The 20,017-nt window shown below is 52.8% G+C and carries 15 protein-coding genes and 1 tRNA gene; 5 read left to right on the plus strand and 11 right to left on the minus strand.

Annotation, left to right across the window (positions count from 1 at the left end; all coding sequences use genetic code 11):
* Positions 1-6: 6 nt before the first annotated feature.
* From fliG to FQB27_RS05425, 6 genes are all read right to left on the minus strand, one after another.
* Positions 7-1,020, minus strand: a complete 1,014-nt coding sequence (fliG, locus tag FQB27_RS05400; RefSeq protein ID WP_169559812.1) for a flagellar motor switch protein FliG — start codon at positions 1,018-1,020, stop codon at positions 7-9.
* Positions 1,021-1,035: 15 nt separating this feature from the next.
* Complete coding sequence (fliF, locus tag FQB27_RS05405) at positions 1,036-2,763, minus strand: flagellar basal-body MS-ring/collar protein FliF (protein ID WP_338090285.1); 1,728 nt, start codon at positions 2,761-2,763, stop codon at positions 1,036-1,038.
* Between the two features lie 226 nt (positions 2,764-2,989).
* Entirely contained in the window at positions 2,990-3,289 is a 300-nt protein-coding gene (gene sciP, locus FQB27_RS05410) for a CtrA inhibitor SciP (RefSeq protein ID WP_169559814.1), read from the minus strand.
* A 162-nt stretch (positions 3,290-3,451) separates the two neighbouring features.
* Complete coding sequence (locus FQB27_RS05415) at positions 3,452-4,780, minus strand: flagellar hook protein FlgE (RefSeq protein ID WP_169559815.1); 1,329 nt, start codon at positions 4,778-4,780, stop codon at positions 3,452-3,454.
* Positions 4,781-4,844: 64 nt separating this feature from the next.
* Complete coding sequence (locus FQB27_RS05420) at positions 4,845-5,546, minus strand: flagellar hook assembly protein FlgD (protein ID WP_169559816.1); 702 nt, start codon at positions 5,544-5,546, stop codon at positions 4,845-4,847.
* A gap of 29 nt (positions 5,547-5,575) precedes the next feature.
* Positions 5,576-7,141, minus strand: coding sequence for a flagellar hook-length control protein FliK (locus tag FQB27_RS05425; RefSeq protein ID WP_169559817.1), 1,566 nt, complete (start codon positions 7,139-7,141; stop codon positions 5,576-5,578).
* A 359-nt stretch (positions 7,142-7,500) separates the two neighbouring features.
* On the opposite strand from FQB27_RS05425, the gene FQB27_RS05430 reads away from it, so the two are divergent.
* From FQB27_RS05430 to mnmA, 4 genes are all read left to right on the plus strand, one after another.
* The gene (locus tag FQB27_RS05430; RefSeq protein ID WP_169559818.1) at positions 7,501-7,656 is read left to right on the plus strand and encodes a hypothetical protein; all 156 of its coding nucleotides are present in this window, start codon (positions 7,501-7,503) and stop codon (positions 7,654-7,656) included.
* The gene (flgK, locus tag FQB27_RS05435; RefSeq protein ID WP_169559819.1) at positions 7,653-9,749 is read left to right on the plus strand and encodes a flagellar hook-associated protein FlgK; all 2,097 of its coding nucleotides are present in this window, start codon (positions 7,653-7,655) and stop codon (positions 9,747-9,749) included. The genes FQB27_RS05430 and flgK overlap by 4 nt, the downstream gene beginning before the upstream one ends.
* Before the next feature lie 24 nt (positions 9,750-9,773).
* Positions 9,774-10,736 (plus strand): flagellin, encoded by a 963-nt coding sequence (locus FQB27_RS05440; protein ID WP_169559820.1) that lies wholly within the window; start codon positions 9,774-9,776, stop codon positions 10,734-10,736.
* A 91-nt stretch (positions 10,737-10,827) separates the two neighbouring features.
* Positions 10,828-11,949 (plus strand): tRNA 2-thiouridine(34) synthase MnmA, encoded by a 1,122-nt coding sequence (gene mnmA, locus FQB27_RS05445; RefSeq protein ID WP_169559821.1) that lies wholly within the window; start codon positions 10,828-10,830, stop codon positions 11,947-11,949.
* Here mnmA and FQB27_RS05450 read toward each other — a convergent pair.
* Positions 11,860-13,125, minus strand: coding sequence for a DUF3095 domain-containing protein (locus FQB27_RS05450; protein WP_169559822.1), 1,266 nt, complete (start codon positions 13,123-13,125; stop codon positions 11,860-11,862). The two genes, mnmA and FQB27_RS05450, sit on opposite strands and share 90 nt — an antisense overlap.
* A 287-nt stretch (positions 13,126-13,412) precedes the next feature.
* On the opposite strand from FQB27_RS05450, the gene FQB27_RS05455 reads away from it, so the two are divergent.
* Positions 13,413-13,489: transfer RNA gene (locus tag FQB27_RS05455), tRNA-Met, on the plus strand.
* A gap of 274 nt (positions 13,490-13,763) precedes the next feature.
* Here the strand turns inward: FQB27_RS05455 and FQB27_RS05460 are convergent.
* The 4 genes from FQB27_RS05460 to FQB27_RS16660 form a co-directional block, all read right to left on the minus strand.
* Positions 13,764-14,960 (minus strand): DUF3644 domain-containing protein, encoded by a 1,197-nt coding sequence (locus tag FQB27_RS05460; protein WP_169559823.1) that lies wholly within the window; start codon positions 14,958-14,960, stop codon positions 13,764-13,766.
* Positions 14,961-15,021: 61 nt separating this feature from the next.
* A protein-coding gene (locus FQB27_RS05465; protein WP_169559824.1) for an IS3 family transposase occupies positions 15,022-16,133 on the minus strand; the annotation gives its coding sequence in 2 pieces (ribosomal slippage) (positions 15,022-15,881 and positions 15,881-16,133; 1,113 coding nt in all).
* Between the two features lie 71 nt (positions 16,134-16,204).
* Positions 16,205-18,316, minus strand: a complete 2,112-nt coding sequence (locus FQB27_RS05470) for a 3'-5' exonuclease (protein ID WP_169559825.1) — start codon at positions 18,314-18,316, stop codon at positions 16,205-16,207.
* A 2-nt stretch (positions 18,317-18,318) separates the two neighbouring features.
* Positions 18,319-20,016 carry an AAA family ATPase gene (locus tag FQB27_RS16660; protein ID WP_169559826.1) on the minus strand — a complete coding sequence of 566 codons (1,698 nt, stop codon included), beginning with the start codon at positions 20,014-20,016 and terminating at the stop codon, positions 18,319-18,321.
* Position 20,017 lies beyond the last annotated feature (1 nt).

Below are 20,017 nucleotides of genomic sequence, written 5' to 3' on the forward strand. Positions count from 1 at the left end.
CGACCCCTAGTAAACCAACTCGTCATCGCCGCCGCTGTCGGCAAGCATGATCTCGCCCTTGTCGGCAAGGTCTTTGGCGATATTGACGATTTCCATCTGGGCTTCATCCACATCCTTCAGGCGGACAGGGCCCATGGCTTCCATATCTTCGCGCAGGATTTTGGCGGCCCGTTCGGACATGTTGGAAAAGAACAGGTCGCGGACCCCGTCGGACGCACCCTTCAGGCAAATCCCCAGACGGTCCTTGTCCACATTGCGAAGCAGGGTCTGGACACCGGCCGGGTCCAGTTTCATCAGGTCCTCGAAGGTGAACATGAGGGCCTTGATCCGCTCGGCGCTGTCGCGGTTGCGTTCTTCAAGGGCAGCGATGAAGCGGCCTTCGGTGTTGCGGTCGAAATTGTTGAAAATCTCGGCCATCATTTCGTGGCTGTCGCGCTTGTTGGTCTTGGCAAGGTTGCTCATGAACTCACTGCGGAGCGTATCCTCGATCTTGTCGAGAACCTCTTTCTGCACGGATTCCATTTGCAGCATCCGGTTCACCACCTCAAGCGAGAAGTCTTCCGGCAGGGTGCCCAAGACTTTCGCGGCATGGTCCGGCTTGATCTTGCTCATGACCACAGCAACGGTCTGCGGATATTCGTTTTTCAGATAGTTGGCCAGAACCGACTCGTTCACATTGGCCAACTTGTCCCACATGGTCCGACCGGCCGGGCCCCGGATTTCCTCCATGATGCCTTCCACCTTGTCGGCGGGCAGGGCTTTCATCAGAAGGCGTTCGGTGGCTTCATAGCTGCCGATGAGGTTGCCGGTGGAGGAAATGCTGCCGGCAAATTCCACAAACAGGTTTTCCATCACCTCGGATGATACGGTGCCAAGGTTGGACATGGCCTGAGAGATTTCCTTGACCTCTTCCTCATCCAGACGGCTCCAGATCTGGGCGCCGTGCTCTTCCCCAAGGGCCAGCATCATGATGGCTGCCTTGTCGGGACCGCTCAGTTGCTTGATATCGGTAATCGCCATTCTAACGTCCCCCAATCAGTTTTCGTGGTAGAGCCAGTTGCGCAGAATGGCGACCGCTTCATCCGGGTGTTTCTCGACAATTTCCCCGACCTTGGCAAGGGCGGAGGACTTAACCTGGCCTTCCACCTTGGCAATATCGATCATTTCATCCAGTTCCGTCAGGGTTTCGGAATGTATGCCGCCGCGGGATTCCAGGCTGTTGCCACCGTCACCGGTGCCGCCTGCGCCCATCTCGCCGGGCGGCAGGGCCGTCATGCCGCCGCCGGGAACCGCCCCGGCCAGTGCCCCGGCAGCCGCCGGACCGGCCAGTGCATCGGCCGCCGTATCAACATTGAGGGCACGGGTGAGAAGCGGGCGTACCACCAGCAGCAGGGCAAGGATCGCCACGATGGCAAGGACAGCCATTTCACCGACCTTGAACAGGTCGTTTTTGTTCAGCCCAAGGAAGATCTCCTGTGTGGCAGGGTCCACCGCGATGGGCTCAGGGGCGATATCGACAAAGGGCATGTTGATGACTTCAACAAAATCCCCGCGATCCTCATCAAAGCCGATGGCGGATTTGACCAGACGGCTCATCTGTTCCAGGGCCTGCTGGTCCAGCGGCTCATAAACCCGGTTGCCGTCCGCATCCAGTGCGGCGCGTCCGTTGACCAGAACGGCAACGGTCAACCGCTGGATCAGGCCGCTTTCGCGGACCTGTGTCGTCACGGTCTTGGAAATTTCAAAGTTGACGGTTTCCTCGATGCGGTTTGCCGTGCTTTCGCTGAGTGAGGTGTTGGCACCTGCGGCTTCTGCCTCGGGCAGGTTGTTGCCAACGGTGACGGTGCCGTCATTGGTGCCGTCACTGGATGCGCTTTGTTCTTCGACGGTCTGGGTGGAGCGGACAACCTGACTGTCCGGGTCATAGACCTCTGACTGGATTGTTTTCTGGTCAAAATCCATCAGGGCACTGACTTCCGCCCGAACATTCCCCTGACCGAGGGACCGTTCCAGCAATTCCTCGATCCGTTCCTTCAGGCGGCTTTCATAGGTCAGGCGCATGTGATCGGAAACACTGCTGACCCCTTTACCAAGGTCTTCCTTGCCATCCCCGCGGGCCAGCAGGTTGCCTTTTTCATCCACGATGGAGATCCGGTTCGGGTCCAGCGAGGGAACCGCCGCCGCTGCAAGATGCTGGATCGCGGCGACCTGATCTTCCATCAGGTGGCTGCGGCCTTTCAGTTTCAGTACGATGGAGGCACTGGCCTCGCGCTTGTCGCGGCTGAAAACCTCGCGCTTGGGCAGGACCAGATGAACACGGGCGGCAGCAACATTGTTCAGGGCCCGGATAGTCCGGGCCAGTTCGCCTTCAAGGGCGCGAACCAGATTGACATTCTGGACGAAATTGGTGGTGCCGAAGGTGTCGGAACTGTCAAAAATCTCATACCCGACAGAACCGCCATTGGGCAGGCCTTCCTGTGCCATGTCCAGACGCAGGCGGGCAACCTGACTTCCGGGAACAAGAACGTCGCGTCCATTGTTGCGAAGTTCGAAGGGAACGTTCATACCCTCCAACCGCTTCACAACCGCGCCGGAATCTTCTGGTTCCATATTGCCGTAAAGCAGGGCGTAGTCGGGGCTGCTGATCCGTGTCGCCATGAACATGATCAAGGCGAGCAGGCCTACTGCGACGCCTCCCAGTATGGCGAGCCTTACTGTTCCGAGACTTTGAAGTAGCTGACTAAGACTGTTCACTACGGGCACCTATAAACATAATTCGGTTCCAACATACTTTCGTACGATCCCGAATCTAGCCCGTTGAGATAAACAGAAGGTTAATGCCCGGCAATATTTGCCGGGTCGGTGGGAAAAAAATTCCGACTGACTTTAAGTGGTTGTTTTTATTGTCAGAAAGTTGATGTGTTTTAAGGGGTATGTTTGATTTTGGAGATAAAACAGGCGCTGGTGGCCGTTGGCTAGCGGAAAAGTGTTAATCCCTGCCGACCTGAAGTCCGGGCGGACGGTATTGCTGGAGGCGGGTGGCCCTGAGGCCGGGCAGACCATGCTTGTCGATGGCTTTCTGCCAGGACAGGTATTCCTCGACGGACAGCTTGTATCGTCTGCAGGCGTCATCCAGTGTAATCAGTCCACCCCGCACCGCGGCGACCACTTCGGCCTTGCGGCGAATGACCCAGCGTTTCGTGTCCTTGGGCGGCAGGTCATTGATTGTCATGGGTTTCCCATCCAATCCGATGATCTGATTGACACTGCTGTCAGTGTGGGACTGCATTTCGTCGCTACCTCGTTCCGCGCTTCACTCTGTTTGGTTGAGAGAGATGCTAGCGGGTGCGATTTAACAAACCCCTAAAGAGAATGGTTAATTTTATGCAATGGGGCCGAAATCGGTGATTTCGGCCCCGGGACTGAAGAGTGTTATTCGAAAGAGGAAGAATTATCGTTTGATCCGAATAAGTTCCTCCAACATTTCATCTGCGGTGGTGATGATTTTACTGGCAGCAGAATAGGATCGTTGGGTGACAATCATCTTGGTGAATTCCTCGGCGATATCCACGGTGGAGGCTTCCGTCGCCGATGAAATGATCCTACCGGATCCCCCAAGGGTTGCTTCCCTGAGAGAGAAAGGTCCGGACTCCGGCGTTTCGTCGAAGGCGTTGCCAGACAGATTGTTCAATTCATTGGGGTTGGGGAAGGTGGCGATCGGAATCTTGTAGATATGTTTCGACGTACCGTTGTCGAATTTGGCGATCACGTTGCCTTCTTCGTCAATATGAACACTGTCGAAGGCCCCGAACAGGGCACCGTTGATGTCGGAAGACACCATTTCGGAGATCCCGGCAAAGTGGGTGAAGCCGTCGGACTGATCGTCAGAACCGAAATTCAGGGTGATGTTCTGCGGGCTTTCAATGCCAAGGCTTGCTGCCCACGGAATGGTGATGTTGTTGGTCTGGGTAGTGGCACCAGAAGACAGGTCCAGTGTTCCGTCGGCATTGAAGGCGACCACTTCCGTGGACAGAACATCCTCGTTCCCATCCCCGTCCACATCGGCGGTGATTTCCAGTGTCCATTCGTTCGGGTTCGCGCCGGTCCCGGTCTTCAGGTAGTTGAAGGTCAGGGCATGGGCGTCACCGACACTGTCATAAATCTGGAAAGATCGGACGAAGTGGGGCGTGGTTGTTCCGTTGGCCATGTCGCCGGGAACATAACCGGCACCAAAGGACGTTTGTGATTTCTCCAGATTGGCTTTCAGCTCGATGGTCGAGGTTGCCTCGGCGTTACCGGTCAGGCCGGAAATATTGACCGGTTGCAGGGCAGCAAGGTCGGACTGATTGGTCGGGATGTTACCGTTCACATCCACTTTCCAGCCTTGCAGGAAATATCCTTGGGCGTTGCGAAGGCGTCCCTGTGCGTCCGGCTCGAAGGTGCCGGCCCGTGTGAAGACGTAGTTGCCGCCGGTCCCGGCCGGGTCGGACAGAGTGTGTGCGACAAAGAAACCGTTTCCGGCAATGGCCATATGCGTGCCGGTGGAGGACGCCGTGATCAGGCCCTGCCGGTCGACCCGCATGGACGGATGAACAATCACACCGCCGGGGGAATAGGTTGTATCGGTGGCGGCTTCCGTCACAAGTGTGGAGAAAACCGCACGGGTGTCCTTGTATCCAATGGTATTGGCATTGGAAATATTGTCAGAGATCATACCCATGGACATGGATTGGGCGGCCAATCCGGATACGCCTGAGAACATTGCTGCTGTAAGACTCATTCTTAACACTCCTCAGTAAATCAGTCGCCCGTCCTGTGGCGACGTGAAAGTCGTTTATCGGCTGTTAGGCCGCGTCATTCCCTGTGTCAGTTGTATGGACTGACGTAATATTGCCCAGTCCGATTGGCAGGCCGTCGACCATCAGGACCGGCTGGCCGTTGACAGTTTCAACGCTGGTGGCAAGTCCCCGGAAGTTGAAGCTGACATCGACTTCACTGCCACCATCCGTGGTGGCGGTCGCAACCAGATAATAGGTCCCTTCGGGGGCCTGACCGCCGCTGTTCAGGGTGCCATCCCATGAGAACACCTGCTCACCGGCCGATGTGGTATCGCTGTCGGTCAGGGAATAGACCTTGTTGCCGCGATCATCATAGATTTCATAGGTCACTTCATCGGCGGCTGCGCCGAAGTCCAGGTTCCATGAGGCTTCCCCGTCTTTCAGGCTGCTGATATTCAGGTTCGATCCGATTTCGCGCCCAAGATAGGAAATGAGGATGGTTGCCTCGTTATTCTGCTGGGTGATGGACTGCAACTGGATCAGGGCCTCAAGGTTCTGGTTCGTGGCAATGGATTGCTCTACTTGCGTGAAGGAAACCAGCTGGTTCGTGAACTCGGTGGTATCCGTCGGGCTGAGCGGGTCCTGATTTGCCAGCTGCGTCGTCAGCAGGGTCAGGAAGTCGTCGAAGTTGTCGGCCAGATTGACTGCTGACTGGTTCGCTTCGGAATTCGGATTGTAATATTGGGCATTCGCCTGATCGATATTCATGCTGTAATCCTCGCGCTGGCGCCTGTCTGTTAAACCTGAATGTCCAGATTGCCGTCGCCGTCAATCATGTGCTGGCTTTGTGCCTGAAGGGGCTCTTCCTCAGGCTCGGCTGTATCCGGGCCTGAGGCCGTATTCGCCGGGCCCTGCTGACGCTCTGCCATGCCTTCATTCTGGCTGTTCAGGCTGAAATTCAGGCTGTTTGAGTCCGTATCGAACCCGGCGGCCTGAAGGGCCCGTTCCAGTGTTTTGGAATCCTGTTGTAACAGGTCCAGGCTTTGCTGGTTGTCGGCAGCGATGGTCGCCATTACCCGTCCGTCATGCCCCAGTTCCAGCTTCACATCCACGCGGCCAAGCTCGGACGGGTTAAGCTGGATCTTGATCCGGTCATTTCCTTCCTTTACGGCCTGCGACACCTGCTGGGAGACCTGATCGGCAGGGGTGCCGAACTGGGCGGCCAGGCGGGCAGCATTGCCGGACTGGCTGGCAGAGTTGGCGGTGCTTGCCTCAACACCCTGTACCGCCGCAGAGGGAACATTCACATTGGTGGTCTGGGGCAGTTCAGCCGTGCCGGTGCCAACAATGGGGGCTGCCTGGCCAGACTGCTGGATCGCAAAGGGCGGTTCCGCCTGTTTCACCGTATCGGTCACGGTGCCAAGGGCGGTGCTGTTCATATTCTGGGGGGTGGCAGGGGTGCCTTGCCCGGTGGTCTGGCCCAGCGTTCCGGCCTGAATGGCGGTGTTGCCGCTAATCAGGGACGGGGCTGCGCCGTTGGCGCCGGTTTTAGTCCCGGCAGCAGCCAGAGAGATTTTCCCTTTTCCGTGCTGGAGCATTTCCGCGATCTTGCTGGACAGAATATCCTTCTCGCTCATGCTGCTCGCTTCCGCAGAGCGCAGGGCTTCCAGTGCGCCGCCGTTGGGGGCCGGTTTCGCTGTCAATTCTGCCGGTCGGGTTTGGGGGTCCTTTTTGGTCGCTGCATCAACCGCCGCGGATGCGGTCTGGGTGGCGGCCGGATCCGCTTGCGGGCTGGTCTGTCCCGGTGTGGCCTTTGCCGCATGCACAGCCTTGGCCACTTCGGAGGCATTGGCGGATGGTGCCGCGGTTGAGGCTTCTGTCTGGGTTTTGCCATGGGCTGCGGCTGTTGCTGCCTGCGCAATGGGGCTGGCCGTTTCCGGCAGGCCCTGTCCGGCAGGGCCAACCGGGCCGGTCTTGCCTTTTTGCGGGGCGGTGGCTTGTTCCGTACCGTCGGCAGGGGGCGTTGTGGTCGGGGACGTTGCTTCCCCTTCTCCTTGAGCGGAAGCCGGGGCCGTCGCTGTGTCCGCTGTCATTGCGGCAGCGGGTGTTTCATCCGGTACCGGTGTTGCGGCGGTATGGGCGGTGTGCGAAACCGTTTCATCCCGGTTCCTGTCCTCGTCCCGTTCCGCGTTTCGGTCGTCAATAGACTGACTGTGATCTTTCTCGCGCGCGGACCGGGCGGCCTCCGCTGCGGCGTCCTGTCGATCAAGGTAGCGGGCAAAATCCTCTGCCCCCGTGTCGGCATAGCCATGACCTCGGGAGAAGGGAAACCCGTTATTGCTATTTACCTGTGATACATCCATTGGCTTGACCCTAAACTCTGTATTGCTGCTGTCCGGGACAGCGTGTTGCCTTCATATATGCAAAGGCCGGGCCAGTTTTCCGTCAAAATAAATTCTGTTTAAAATCAGTCGTTTAATTGTTTCTGTCTGGTTTTTTCGGTCTTCCGGCTTCCGGGATGGCGGCATTTTTTTCCTGAACGGGACGGATGTTGCCGGGAAGATATTGTCCGCCCCCGCCTCGGGGGTGTTTTGGTTTTCCTCTTATATAAGGAGGGGGTGTTCACAGCCCGTTTTCAGGATTGGCATCATACTTGCAACGTTAGGGGCAAGGCGCGGTGAATGCCGGCTGTCATGTTCAAGTCCAGAAACGGATTGTTTTGATGAAAGTTGTTGTAAATCAATTTGTTAATTCCTTTTTTTCGGCCCAGTCGGCGCAAGGTATTTTTTGCCTCGCAGCAGGAAGTGCAGGGGGTGGGCTGAACATTTTTGCCTTGAAAGGACAGCGTGCGGGTCTGGCTGAGGAGACATCAAAATGAGTTTGAATGCGATCATGAATGCCGGTGTGACCGGGATGCTCAGTCACCAGAAGGCCCTGAATGTTACATCAAGCAATATCGCCAATGTCCATACGGACGGATATGCCCGCAAGGTTGTCGACTATGGCTCAGTTGCGCTGCATGGTGTCGGTGCCGGTGTCGAGATTGAGGATATCAGACGGGTTACGGATCAGTTCATCCTCAAGGAACTGCGCCTGTCCACGGCCAATACGGAACAGTATAAGGCCATGTCCGAAATCCATATCAAGCTGCAATCCCTGCTGGGGGATCCGGCGGCGAACACATCGCTGACCGGCAAGCTGGACAGTATTCATGCCTCGTTCGCATCGCTGACCGCCGATCCGACCCTGACCGTATCCCGTACCGCCGCGTTGAACGAACTACAGAATTTCGGGATCGAAACCAACCGCCTGCAGTCCCATATCCAGGATCTGCGGAAAGAGGCGGACAGCAAGATCAAGGGCGATATTGAGACGGTCAATCAGGCGATCCTGCGGGTGTCGAAACTGAACGATGAAATTATTGCCGCCAATATCAGCGAGCAACCGACAGGAGAGTTGGAGGACCAGCGGGATCAGGCGATCATGGAAATCGCCAAGATCATGGATGTGAAAACCTATCCGCAAGGTAACGGGGCCCTGGCCATTGTGACCAAGGCGGGGCAGCAGTTGCTGGATTTTACACCGCGTCAACTGGTTTACAACGAAGCGGCGACCGTCACATCCGAGACTGTCTTCTCGCAGGTGACCCTGAACCTTTATGACAAGGTGCATGGAACCGTTGCGCCGACCGGCCTGCCGCTTGATCCGGAACTGTCCAGTGGTTCCTTGCGGGGCTGGCTGGATATGCGCAACATCGAACTGCCCGCCCTTGCAGATCAGATCGGGGCGCTTGCAGGCGGCGTCGCAGAGCAGTTCAACGCCATTCACAACGCCAATATATCGGTTCCGCCGCCCGCCTCCATGACAGGGCGGAATACAGGTGTTGTCGCCGGGGAGCCGCACGGCTTCACCGGGCAGGCGACCTTCTACAGCTTTGATGCCAACAATGAAATTGTCGCGTCCTATACCGTTGATTTTGACAATCCGGGGACGCTGACCATGACCGATGTCATGAACGAGGTGAACGCAGCCCTTGGCGCTGGCACCCTGACCCTGACCAACGGGGTTCTCGGGATGAGTGCACAGGGCGGTGCCACAGGCGTCGGGATCGAGCAGGATGCCGTTTCCCCGGCCGATCGGGGAGGACGCGGGTTTTCGCATTTCTTCGGGATGAACGACCTGATCGAAACCGAGGTTGAAACCGCCTTTTCCACCGGCCTCGGGGTGGGGGATGCCCATAACTTTACCGGCACCACCGAACTGGAGTTCCGGGGACCCGATGGACAGGTTGTTTCAAACTTCACTGTGGATTTCGGGGCCATTGGCGGCACGGTCGGGGATGTTCTCAATGAACTGAATACCAACCTCAGCCCCTATGCCACTGCGTCCCTGAACGCCAAGGGTGAATTGCAGATCAAGAACGCGCTGGGGTACGAGAACCACAAGGTTCTGGTCAAGAACGACACGTCAGACCGGGGCGCCACGGGCATGAATTTCCCGGACATGTTCGGGATTGGCCTGAAATACCCGAGCGAAATGGGTGTCAATTTTTCAGTGCGGGATGACATTGTCGGCGATCCGATGAAATTGGCGTTGGCGCATGTGGACCCTGCGGGAAGCCCTGCGTTGACGCTGGCCGATAACCGGGGTGCCCTTGATTTCCAGGCACTCAGTTCCGCCGTTTATACCTTCAAGTCCGCCGGAAACTTGACCGGCTCCACCGTGACGGTTGCCGAATATGCAGCGCAGGTTCTGGCCAATGCCGGCCTTGGCGCCGCACGGGCGGAAAGCCTTCAGTCGGACCGGGCCGCCCTTACCGGTGTGCTCAGCTCCCGGATGATGGAAAAGGTCGGTGTGAACATGGATGAGGAACTGGCCAACCTGATTGTGTACCAGAATGCCTATAACGCCGCAGCGCGGGTCATTACGACCGCACGGGATATGTACGATATCCTGCTGAATATTGCCTGACGCGTGCCGTAGAGGAGAGATGAGATGACCCGAATTTCAACATTCCACCAAAGTCAGACCCTGCTGCAGGAGATGCTGAACAGTCAGCGGAAAGTAGCGGATGCCCAGCGGCAGGTGACCACCGGTCATGTGGCGGAATTCTACAAGGATATCCATCAGGATACGACCAGCCTTACCGGCGCCAAGAGTCTGCTGGCCCGTCTGGAACAGCATGGCGACAACAACGGACGCATTCAAAGCCGCCTGTTCAGTTATGATCAGGCCTTGTCGGGTCTTGAGGCCGCTGGCACCGATATCAAGGAAGCGGTGATGGGGGCGATCAACTCCTCCACTTCCCTCGGGTTTGATGCGGCAATCGAGGGGGCGTTCGAGGCCGCGCTCGGCTTTCTGAACAGCCAGACCAACGAAGGGTATCTTTTTGCCGGGTCCAAGAAAGACACCCTGCCGGTCAATATTGACAATATCAATGACTTGCTGACAGCAGCAGAACCGCCAACGGATATCTTTGACAACAATTCCCTGAAAGCCTCTGTGCGCATTGACGAGGACCGCTCGATCGAGGTGGGGATCCTTGCCGACGAGGTGGGGCTGGAAATCATGACAGCCTTGCAGCGGATCGTGAAATGGCAAAACGGCGTTCTGCCGACAACGGCCCCGGTTCCCGTGGGGCCTGCCGGTCCTATGTCAACGCCCCTGACACAGTCCGATCAGGCATTCCTGACCGGTGAAATCGCCAATCTTGAAAAGCTGGTCAGGGATGTGGCGACCGTGCGCGGTGAAAACGGCCTCAACCTGAAAACCATTGAAGGGACGCAGGCGGCGCTGGGCGCCCGGATTGATCAGACCAAGACCTTTATCAGCAGTATCGAGGATGTGGATTCCGCCACGGCGATTACGAATCTCAACCAGATGAATTTCGCGCTTGAGGCGTCCTATAACGTGCTTAGCCAGATAAACCGGACCAGTCTGCTGAACTTCCTGCGCTGATGAGGCGGCGGATGCGGTTATTTGTCACCGGATGGGGGCAAAAAGGCTCAGAAGGCTTGCATCCGCACAATTGGTGACTATATTGCGCGCCATGAATACATTAGGCTTCGATGCTGCGCCGGAAGATACCCGGGTTGTTGTCGCCATGTCTGGCGGTGTGGACAGCTCGGTAACCGCCGCACTCCTCAAGGATCAGGGATATGACGTTGTAGGGATTACCCTGCAACTTTACGATCATGGCGCTGCGGTTCAGCGCAAGGGCGCCTGCTGCGCGGGTCAGGACATCCATGATGCCCGCCGTGTGGCCGAGGCCATTGGCATTCCCCATTATGTTCTGGACTATGAAAGCCGGTTCAAGGACAGCGTCATGGAAGAGTTCGCCGATAGTTACCTGCGCGGCGAGACACCGGTTCCCTGCGTGCGCTGTAACCAGACCGTGAAATTCCGCGATCTTCTTGAAACAGCCGAGGATCTGGGCGCGGTTGCGCTGGCGACGGGGCACTATATTCGCCGGGAAGGGGGGCTGGATAATGCCCGTCTCTATCGCGGTAAGAACAGCATCAAGGACCAGAGCTATTTCCTGTTCGCAACGACGCAGGAACAGGCAAACTATCTTCGCTTCCCGCTGGGGGGGCTCAGCAAGGATGAAACCCGCGCGCTGGCCGACAAATACAATCTGGCTGTGGCGGCCAAGCCGGAAAGTCAGGATATCTGCTTTGTGCCGAACGGCAACTATGCCAGCGTGATTGAACGCATTCGTCCTGGCGCCGGGGTTGAAGGGGATATTGTGGATCTTCATGGCACTGTTCTCGGGCGTCATTCCGGCATCATCAACTATACCATTGGGCAGCGCCGTGGCCTCGGGATTGCAACGGGAAGCCCGCTCTATGTGGTGCGGCTTGACCCGGAACGGAACCGGGTTGTCGTCGGGCCCGCTGAAGCCCTGCTGGTCTCGCGTGTTTCCTTGCGTGAAATGAACTGGATCGGGGATGAACCCCTCGGCATGGACGGCACAGAGGTCATGGTCAAGGTCCGCTCCACGCAGGAGCCCATGAAGGCCACCGTTTTTGGTGCCGCTGACAACTGGGCAGAGGTGCATCTGGACGAGCCGGAAGCCGGTGTCTCACCGGGGCAGGCCTGCGTCATGTATGATGGAGACCGCTTGTTGGGCGGGGGCTGGATCGCCGGGACCGAGGCCCCGATTACCCTGTAATCGGGCTGCCAACTGCTGTTTTAATTCGGCGGCGGCCAGGGCAAAACCGCCGTTGCTGCCATCCACAAAATGCAGATGGGCCCCTTCGGCCAGATTGAAGACCAGACACGTCATCAGGGCTGAGTCTGCTTCATGCAGGCCGAAGACAATATCACCCCGGTCATGCCGGCTTTGTAGGGATCGGCGGATGCTGGTGATCTGTTCCGGTGTGCAGTCAAGGACCAGCCGGATCATGTCGTCAAAGCGCCGGAAATCAGTGTTGGCCAGTAATTCCTTCCGGTAGAGGGGCGCGTCGTAATTGCCGGCTTTTCGCCCCGTCTTTTCCAGAAACACCTGAACGAAACTCTGAAATGCCAACCGGCACCATCGCCGGAACACAGGGTGCTTTCCGGCGGTCAGTTTGGCTTCTGTCCATAAACTGCGGGGCGGCCAGCGAAAGCGCAGGTTGTCATTGCTGGTTGGTCGGTATTTTTCAGGTTCTGTCCCCAGTGCCGCGCGAAGCATGGTCAGGATATCCTCATAGATACGCGCCTTTTCCTTGGGCGAATGGGTGGGGGCGCTGACCAGCAGGCTCACCATGCGGCCATTTCGGGCCTGCAAGGGTTCCCACCTGCAGGAAAGCCCTTCAAGGTCAGGCGGGCTTTCCGGTGATCGGTTGTCCGGAATGCGGTATGGGTTCGTTATATGGTCCTGCTTGAGAAGGCGGTCCGCCTCCATCAGGCCGCCGCCGGAAAACATGCCAAGGAAAAGACCCTCTCCTATCTCGTATTTCAGGACTTTGACCGATACACCGGCTTTTCGAATTTCCGTTACCGGGATCATGCCGATACGAAGGTCCAGACTGAAACTCTTTCTCGCCAGCGCCCGGACCTGTATCAGGGCTTTCTCGGCCTCGGCCCGCAAGACGGCCGGGATGGCGAGGGTGCCGCCATCGCCGCCAAAAACATAGGGGATATCAATGCCCCTTGAAATGTTCAGGATGCTCATGATGCTGGCCGCACCGACCATGTTGACGGTCTTGTAGGCCCCCTTGCGAATGGCGGCGGTGGACCCTTTGATATCGGACAGGACTATCAGCCAGTCGTCGGGCAGGGGCGTGTATCGATCCTCCTCGGTGACAGAGGCGAATGTGCTGACGGCGGGCAGGGCTGAATAAAAGCCGGTACTGTCATGCATGGGAATGTCCTTGTTCTGGCCATGGTGAAATTTATACGAACGGCGTGTGCTACCGGATTTTCCGAGCAACCAGAACAAACCGATCGAAGGGGTGAGCGAGCGCAAAACATTCCCGTGGCCAGAGGCGCGGGGAATGCCCCAAAGCCCATGGGGTCTTTGTAAGAAAAAGGGAATTTAGCCTCTTTCCCGTCCCGGTAAATTTTATTCATTTCCCTGCTTGACAGGACCGGGAAAAGACCCTAAAAACCGGCATCCAGACGCCCAGTGCGGCGCACCTCATATCTTGGGGCGGAGTAGCTCAGTTGGTTAGAGCAGCGGAATCATAATCCGCGTGTCGGGGGTTCAAGTCCCTCCTCCGCTACCACAATTTTCTTAATAAAATCAATATTTTAACGATGTGTGCGGCATGTGACCTAGTTTCTGGTCGTTTTAATGCTCATGTCTCTAAGTCTTTGTTAATGCTATTAAATATTTCCTGATATTTTTGAGTGTTGGCGCGCATGTGCCGCATGGATGCCGCACGCTGCCGCATGGAAATGTTGAGGCCAATGTATACTGCATGGATGGAAATCTTGGAGTAGCCTATCTAGGCACCTAATCTTCTGTGATAGTCCTTGGGATAAATTTAGCTTTAGCCGTTATTTGAGCTTGAATGATTTTATCTCATTGAATTTTTCTTCCGACTTAATCTCATCAGCAACAAAAGCTATCCATTTATCGTTGTAGGTATAATCACCATGTGAACTGTGATAGATACAGTATTCCTTGTTTGTGTTTCCTGGTTGCTTTGATTTGCTTGTCGGCCTCACCTTATAGAAGTGCCATGCTTGTGTATGGTTGTGTGAGGTGAATTTTTGCCCAGATTTCTCAGTTATAAATTTGCACGCTTGCCCAGGTTTATGAGGATATAAGTCATCTCCGATTACCCGCTTCTCCAATACATTCTGGATTTGTTTACCTTCTTCAGACCCTGGTTGAATGAATTCAAAATGAGCTTTACTTTTTGAAGCGTTGTCTAGTGTGTAGATAACCTTAAATTGATATTCTAGATCGATTTTCTCTTCATTTGTCAGCCTTTGATTTAAGCGAGCATCTAAGGTTTGAATATGTTCTGGAATATCAAATTTTTGGAGATCAGTAACTTGCTGAAAGTCTAGCTTTGCAAATTGCAATGCAAGTGACAGCTCGTTTTGCAGAGATACTTTCTGACCAAATAGCTCACATAGCACCTTGTCAAAGTTTAGGCAGTTAGCTTGAAACAAGGCGAAGAATTTTTGATCAGATCGACGAAGTAGTTTGTGCTCAACAGTGTCTCTTATTTCAATCAAATCTCGGATGTTGTTAGTAACTCCCTTTGAGAGAGGGGAGTCTCTTCGGCGGATCATTTTGGAAAGAAGAAGTGAGCGTCCATCTTTTTCAGTAATAGACACACCTTTGCGAGAAAAGTACTCATGAAGCAAGTAAGTCCACGCGATATTTGCCTGTACAGCAAACTGCTCCGTCTTGAATTTCAAAGTCGGGCTATTGAAACTATGCACCGCAAGGATCATCGCTTCGCGAGATCTTATCAACCGTTCGTGATCATAAAGATTTAGGCCGGTATTGGGGTCGAAAGCATTCTTCCTGGCGATAAAGAATTCGACCTCATCTTGTTTAGCTAATTTTATCTGGTTGTTTTTTTTGACTTCTGTGATACGAGCACTGTTTATGGTTGCAATTCTGCCTCTATTGATAAGGTCTTGGATATCTTGGTTTCTCCATCCCTGAGACAACAGAGCTTTTGTAATTCTTTTTTCTTCAGCAGTAAGAGAACCTTCTTTCTTTTTTACTGACATCTTTCCCCCCCTTTGCGTCCAGATTAAGTGGGTAGTGACCTTGCCCCCTAACTGTCCCTATTTATAAGTTAGGTCTGTTATTGTTCTGATCCTGTCTGGATCGTTTGATAAATTCAAGGGGTGAAAGCCCGTTCAGGCTCGTATGTGGTCTGTTCTGATTATAGTCATTTCTCCATCTGTTAATAATTTCTCTGGCATGATCGTAGCTGCAGAAAAGATGTTCATTCAGGCATTCATCCCTCAGTCGACCATTAAAGCTTTCGACCAGGCCATTCTGCATGGGTTTTCCCGGCGCTATATAATGCCAGGATACGCCTGTTTCCTGCTGCCATGACAGAATGGCATTGGATGTGAGTTCGGTTCCGTTATCACTGACGACCATTTCCGGTCTTCCGCGACACTCTATAAGTTGATCTAACTCCCGTGCAACACGTCTGCCTGACAGGGAATTGTCCACGACCGTTGCCAGACTTTCTCTGGAATAGTCATCTATGATACACAGCACACGGAACCGCCTGCCATCCATCAACGTGTCTGAGACAAAATCCAGTGACCATCGCTGGTTGTCACTTTCCGGCAGAAGCATAGGTGAGCGTGTCCCCAGTGCCCGCTTGCGACCGCCACGCTTGCGTACGGTCAGTCGCTCCTCTGCATAGAGGCGGTAGAGCTTCTTATGGTTGACCTCCCAGCCTTCCCGTTTGAGCAGGATATGCAGGCGGCGATAGCCAAACCTTCTGCGTTCATTGGCCAGCTCACGCAGGCGTTGACGCAAAGTCTCCTCTTCGGGACGCACCGATTGATAACGGAATACCCGTGGCGCAATGCCCGCCAGATCACAGGCACGGCGCTGCGACAAACCTCTTGATTGCATAGCCCAATTCACAGCTTTTCTCCTTGAACCGGGCTTCAGAAGTTTTTTGAAAGCATTTCCTTCAGAGTGGCATTGTCCAACATTTGGTCTGCCAGCAGTTTCTTCAGTTTGACATTTTCGGCCTCAAGGGATTTAAGACGCTTTGCTTCAGACACTTCCAGGCCGCCGTATTTGGAACGCCACTTGTAAAAAGTCGCGTCGCTGATACCGTGCTTCCTGCATAGTTCAACTGCTGTAGATCCAGCCTGATGCTCTTTCAAAATGCCAATGATCTGCTCTTCGCTGAAACGGCTCCGCTTCATATCTGTCTCCTTCTCAAGAAAACAGACTAACCTATTTATGAGAACATTTCAGGGGGCAAGGTCAGTAGCAGTTATTCCTTTGGACTTATTTCTAGATCTGCTAAAAATTCGGATGCGGGTGCAACACCGGATACAATCAGTTTCTCGCGAGCTCGAGTGCAAGCTACATAAAACAGATGACGTTCAGTTTCATAGACTTCATCCAATTCTGTTTCGTCAGCGACGGTGTCAATCCGGTCCTGATCCGGTAAGATCTCATCATCACACGCCATGACAATAACGTGGCGGAACTCAAGACCTTTTGCTAAATGCATAGTCCCTATTGCAATCCTACCTGTACGATCCTCAACTCGATCAGAAAGTTCTAAAACCTTCTGATCTGCCGCCGTGACAGCTTGCCGAGCTCTGGAAAGTTCATCTGTAGATCGGACGAAAACACCAATTTCTTCGGGAGGAATACCGTTTTGGACTGCCTCACCGATCATCTGGATTACCGCCATCAGCTCCACTTCTGAGGTATCATAAAGGCAGACAATTGGGTCTGGACCATTGAACACAGAAACCGTTCCTTTGCGGTTCTCTTCAACTCCATCAACATCTCTTATAGTATCGGGCAATAGCTTATCAGCGGCTTGACGAATTTGATGTGAAGTTCTGTAATTAACTTTTAGCGTGAACGACCGGCCGCGGATATCAATACCTAAGCCAAGCCAGGAAAAGGGTTCCTGGAAAATACGTTGTCCAAGATCACCAGCAAAGAACAGTGCTTGAGGATCTTTTGGAGCGAGTGCGGAAATCATTTTCAATTCCGGCACGCCAAGATCCTGCGCTTCATCAATGACTATATGCGTGAAGGGTTTTATGTCACGTTCTTGGTAGTAGGTTGTCACTTCACCAAAGATTGCTGCGGGAGTGAAGCGTAGCTGGCTGCGAAGCATTTCCCGAGTTCGCTCAAAAACAGGCCAGAGGCGTTCCCTTTGCTTAGTGCCTAATCGGTTTTTTCGCCCTAACCGCGGAACGCGTGCATATGCTTCCAGATCATTTATTTGCCAAGCATCTATAACGTTTCGCCACTCAGAGAATAGAAAACGCTCTGTAAATCCTGTGAGCTCGCATTCCTTGGCAGCAGCAGTTATTGCTTGGGCAACATGTTGAGGATGGGCAATTTTAGGGTCGTGCCCATGTATGAGGGCAAATAACTCTCGAGCTATTCCTTCAAACGGCCTAACCGTAGCTCGGTGATCCAAACTTGGATCATTACCTGTTAACAGCTTAAGTTTGTGTTCAAGTGCATTCGAAAGCGGACTTGAGAAAGTCGTTACCAGTATTTTTGCATTTTTGTCTTGTTGAAGAAGGTGCGCGGACCGATGAAGGGCGACAACGGTCTTCCCGGTCCCCGCTGATCCAGTCACTCTCGTAGGGCCTGAAAATTGAGCTTCCGCCAATTTTTTTTGCTCTGGATGAAGATAGATAGCCCATTTGTCCCATGGGTAATCCAGGGCTTGTTCGAGCTCTTCAATATTGTCCATGATACGGAAGCGTCGCTGAGCATCAGGGTGGGTAAAGGGATCTTCAAACTGAACGGGTGAGGGGGGTGTTAATCTACCTGTTGCAACATATTCCAATAGTGCTTCTGATGCTTCCGGAGGAATATGGTCTGTGAGATCCAAGAACCGATCTTCTGTGGAATTAAAGATATCCTCCAGCCAATCTTCAGGGACACCCACACTTAAAAGATCATCTGTACTTAGGTCAGTAAAAGGTTGGGGGCTTAGCTTAGGGGTATCGTCAGGCGCATCAGACGTTTGTGGCGTTTGTTTTTGAACGTAGTGAGGAATTGTAATTTTCTCGATCCGTTCTCTCACTTCGACAATTTGCGCTGCTCCCGTTCGTGGATGAGTATCAATACGACGACGCTCAGCCCATTTATAAGCAGCGTCATGATGATCAACATACGCGATTAAAAAGCTGAATTGGGTTTTATGAACTATAAGGCGAATGTCTCGACTTACGCGTACCGACCAAAAATGAGCATCCTTAGAATTTTCAATCCGATGAAATTTCAAACCTGGATTGGAAGGATCTTGCTGCAGATCAAAAACAGTTAGCTTAACAGCCTTTTGTTCTTCGTTAGACAGTTTTGCCAAAGCGGATTGAAAGGTATCTGCAAGAAGGAAGTTCATTCTTAATCTTCAAATATTGCGACTAAGTCTGGTGCAAGGATAGTATCTGAGCGCGAGACTGGATTTATATGGATGCCCCACTTTTCTCTTGCGCAATTAATTAGCATCGGACAAAAATCTTTCCCGACAACATGACGCAATTCAGGTGCCTGATCTTCAGGCATCAAGTCTGATGTTAGAGGAGCGCCTCCATCATTATAAAAAGAAGATTTATTGATTTGTTGCCTTTTATCCTTAAATCTTTTCCTGATCTTCGCTTCATTAGTTTGAATGCACTCGCTAAGTAGTTCGTTTATTTCGTCTATTTCTTTTCCAAACTTCGACGAAAGATGTTCAGTATTCAAAAAATAGGATTCAATGTCAGAGCCTTCAGTAATAAAAACTGAAAAATCTAAATTCTCAAACGCTTCTCTGAAAGGTAGGAGTTCATTGTCTTGATGGAAGTCTCTATCCCTGTGTACGATTAGTTTTCTATCGCCCTTGAGGAAAGGTTTCAAAGAACCAATAATTTTGGCAGTAGCTGAAGAGTTTGAAGTTCCGTTGTAAGAAATTACATCAAATCTAGCAGGTATAATGCCGCAACTTTGCAACAACGTTTTTAATTTATTCTTGTTTTCGTCTTCGGTGAAAATCAAAAATTCTTTTTCAGAGTTTAATATTAAGTCGGCTTCATCAAGCCCGCCAATGTCCATCAACACTTGGGCAAGTTCAAATTCTCCATGTGGTTTGATGTTTCCATTGTCTAGCCAAAAGAAGCGAGCAATTGATTGAGCCGCTGTCATCAAATGCCGGCTATGTGTCGCAATAATTGATATTGTATCGTATTCCTCAGATATATACTTGAGCAATTCTATGAGCTTGACCTGATTGCTTGGATGTAGATGGGAGTCTGGCTCATCAAGAAGTAGTAGTTTTGGTTGAAACAATTCCACGTAAGCTAGGATTTGTATTGCTTGAAGTATGCCTGTACCACATAGCTCTAGTGAACAGTAGATTACCTCTTTTGGTGGTCGAACTTCGATAATGATATTAGTATCCCGTAGAGGATCAAAATTTGTCCGGATATGAATTGACGGGAAAATGATTTTCAATTTGCTAATTAATGTATCGAGCTTGCCTTGTTCCTTGATCTGCCAAATCACGTTTCGAAGAACCAGATTTGCTTCCCCGCCAGCTATTTTCCTAAGAACCACTGGTATAGCTTTTAGTTCTTCGTGATGTTGCACACCTGCTAGTCCTGGCACATAAATAGAAAATGGCTTATCCAGACTAGAGATTGTAGAGCCAAAGCGCGGATTACCACGCCGCTCAACGCCCACAACTTTAGGATTTCTCCCTTTGTACAATTCTATACTATAGTCTCGCTGTTTTAATTCTTCTCCAGCTTCGGTCTGAACCAATTCATCAGCACTAAAAGAGATAGTAGCTCTATTTTGGTCTGATCGATTTCCAAAAGGTGACTTGTAGCCAAGTGAAGAAAAATCACTTGCTGGAGAATAGCGTAAAGTCTCTTCAGCAAATGCTTTTAAATTACCTTGTTCTGCCTGAGTTTGCACTGCTGATACAGAGGTGTGAATTGCTTGTAAGACACTGCTTTTACCTGCATTGTTTCCACCGATTATAAGATTTACGGGAGAAAGCTCTAGTTTAACATCATTTATTTTTTTGAATTTTTGGACGCGTATTTTTTTTAATTCCACT

This window comes from Sneathiella chinensis (assembly GCF_012720115.1).
In the GTDB taxonomy this organism is placed as follows: Bacteria; Pseudomonadota; Alphaproteobacteria; order Sneathiellales; family Sneathiellaceae; genus Sneathiella; species Sneathiella chinensis.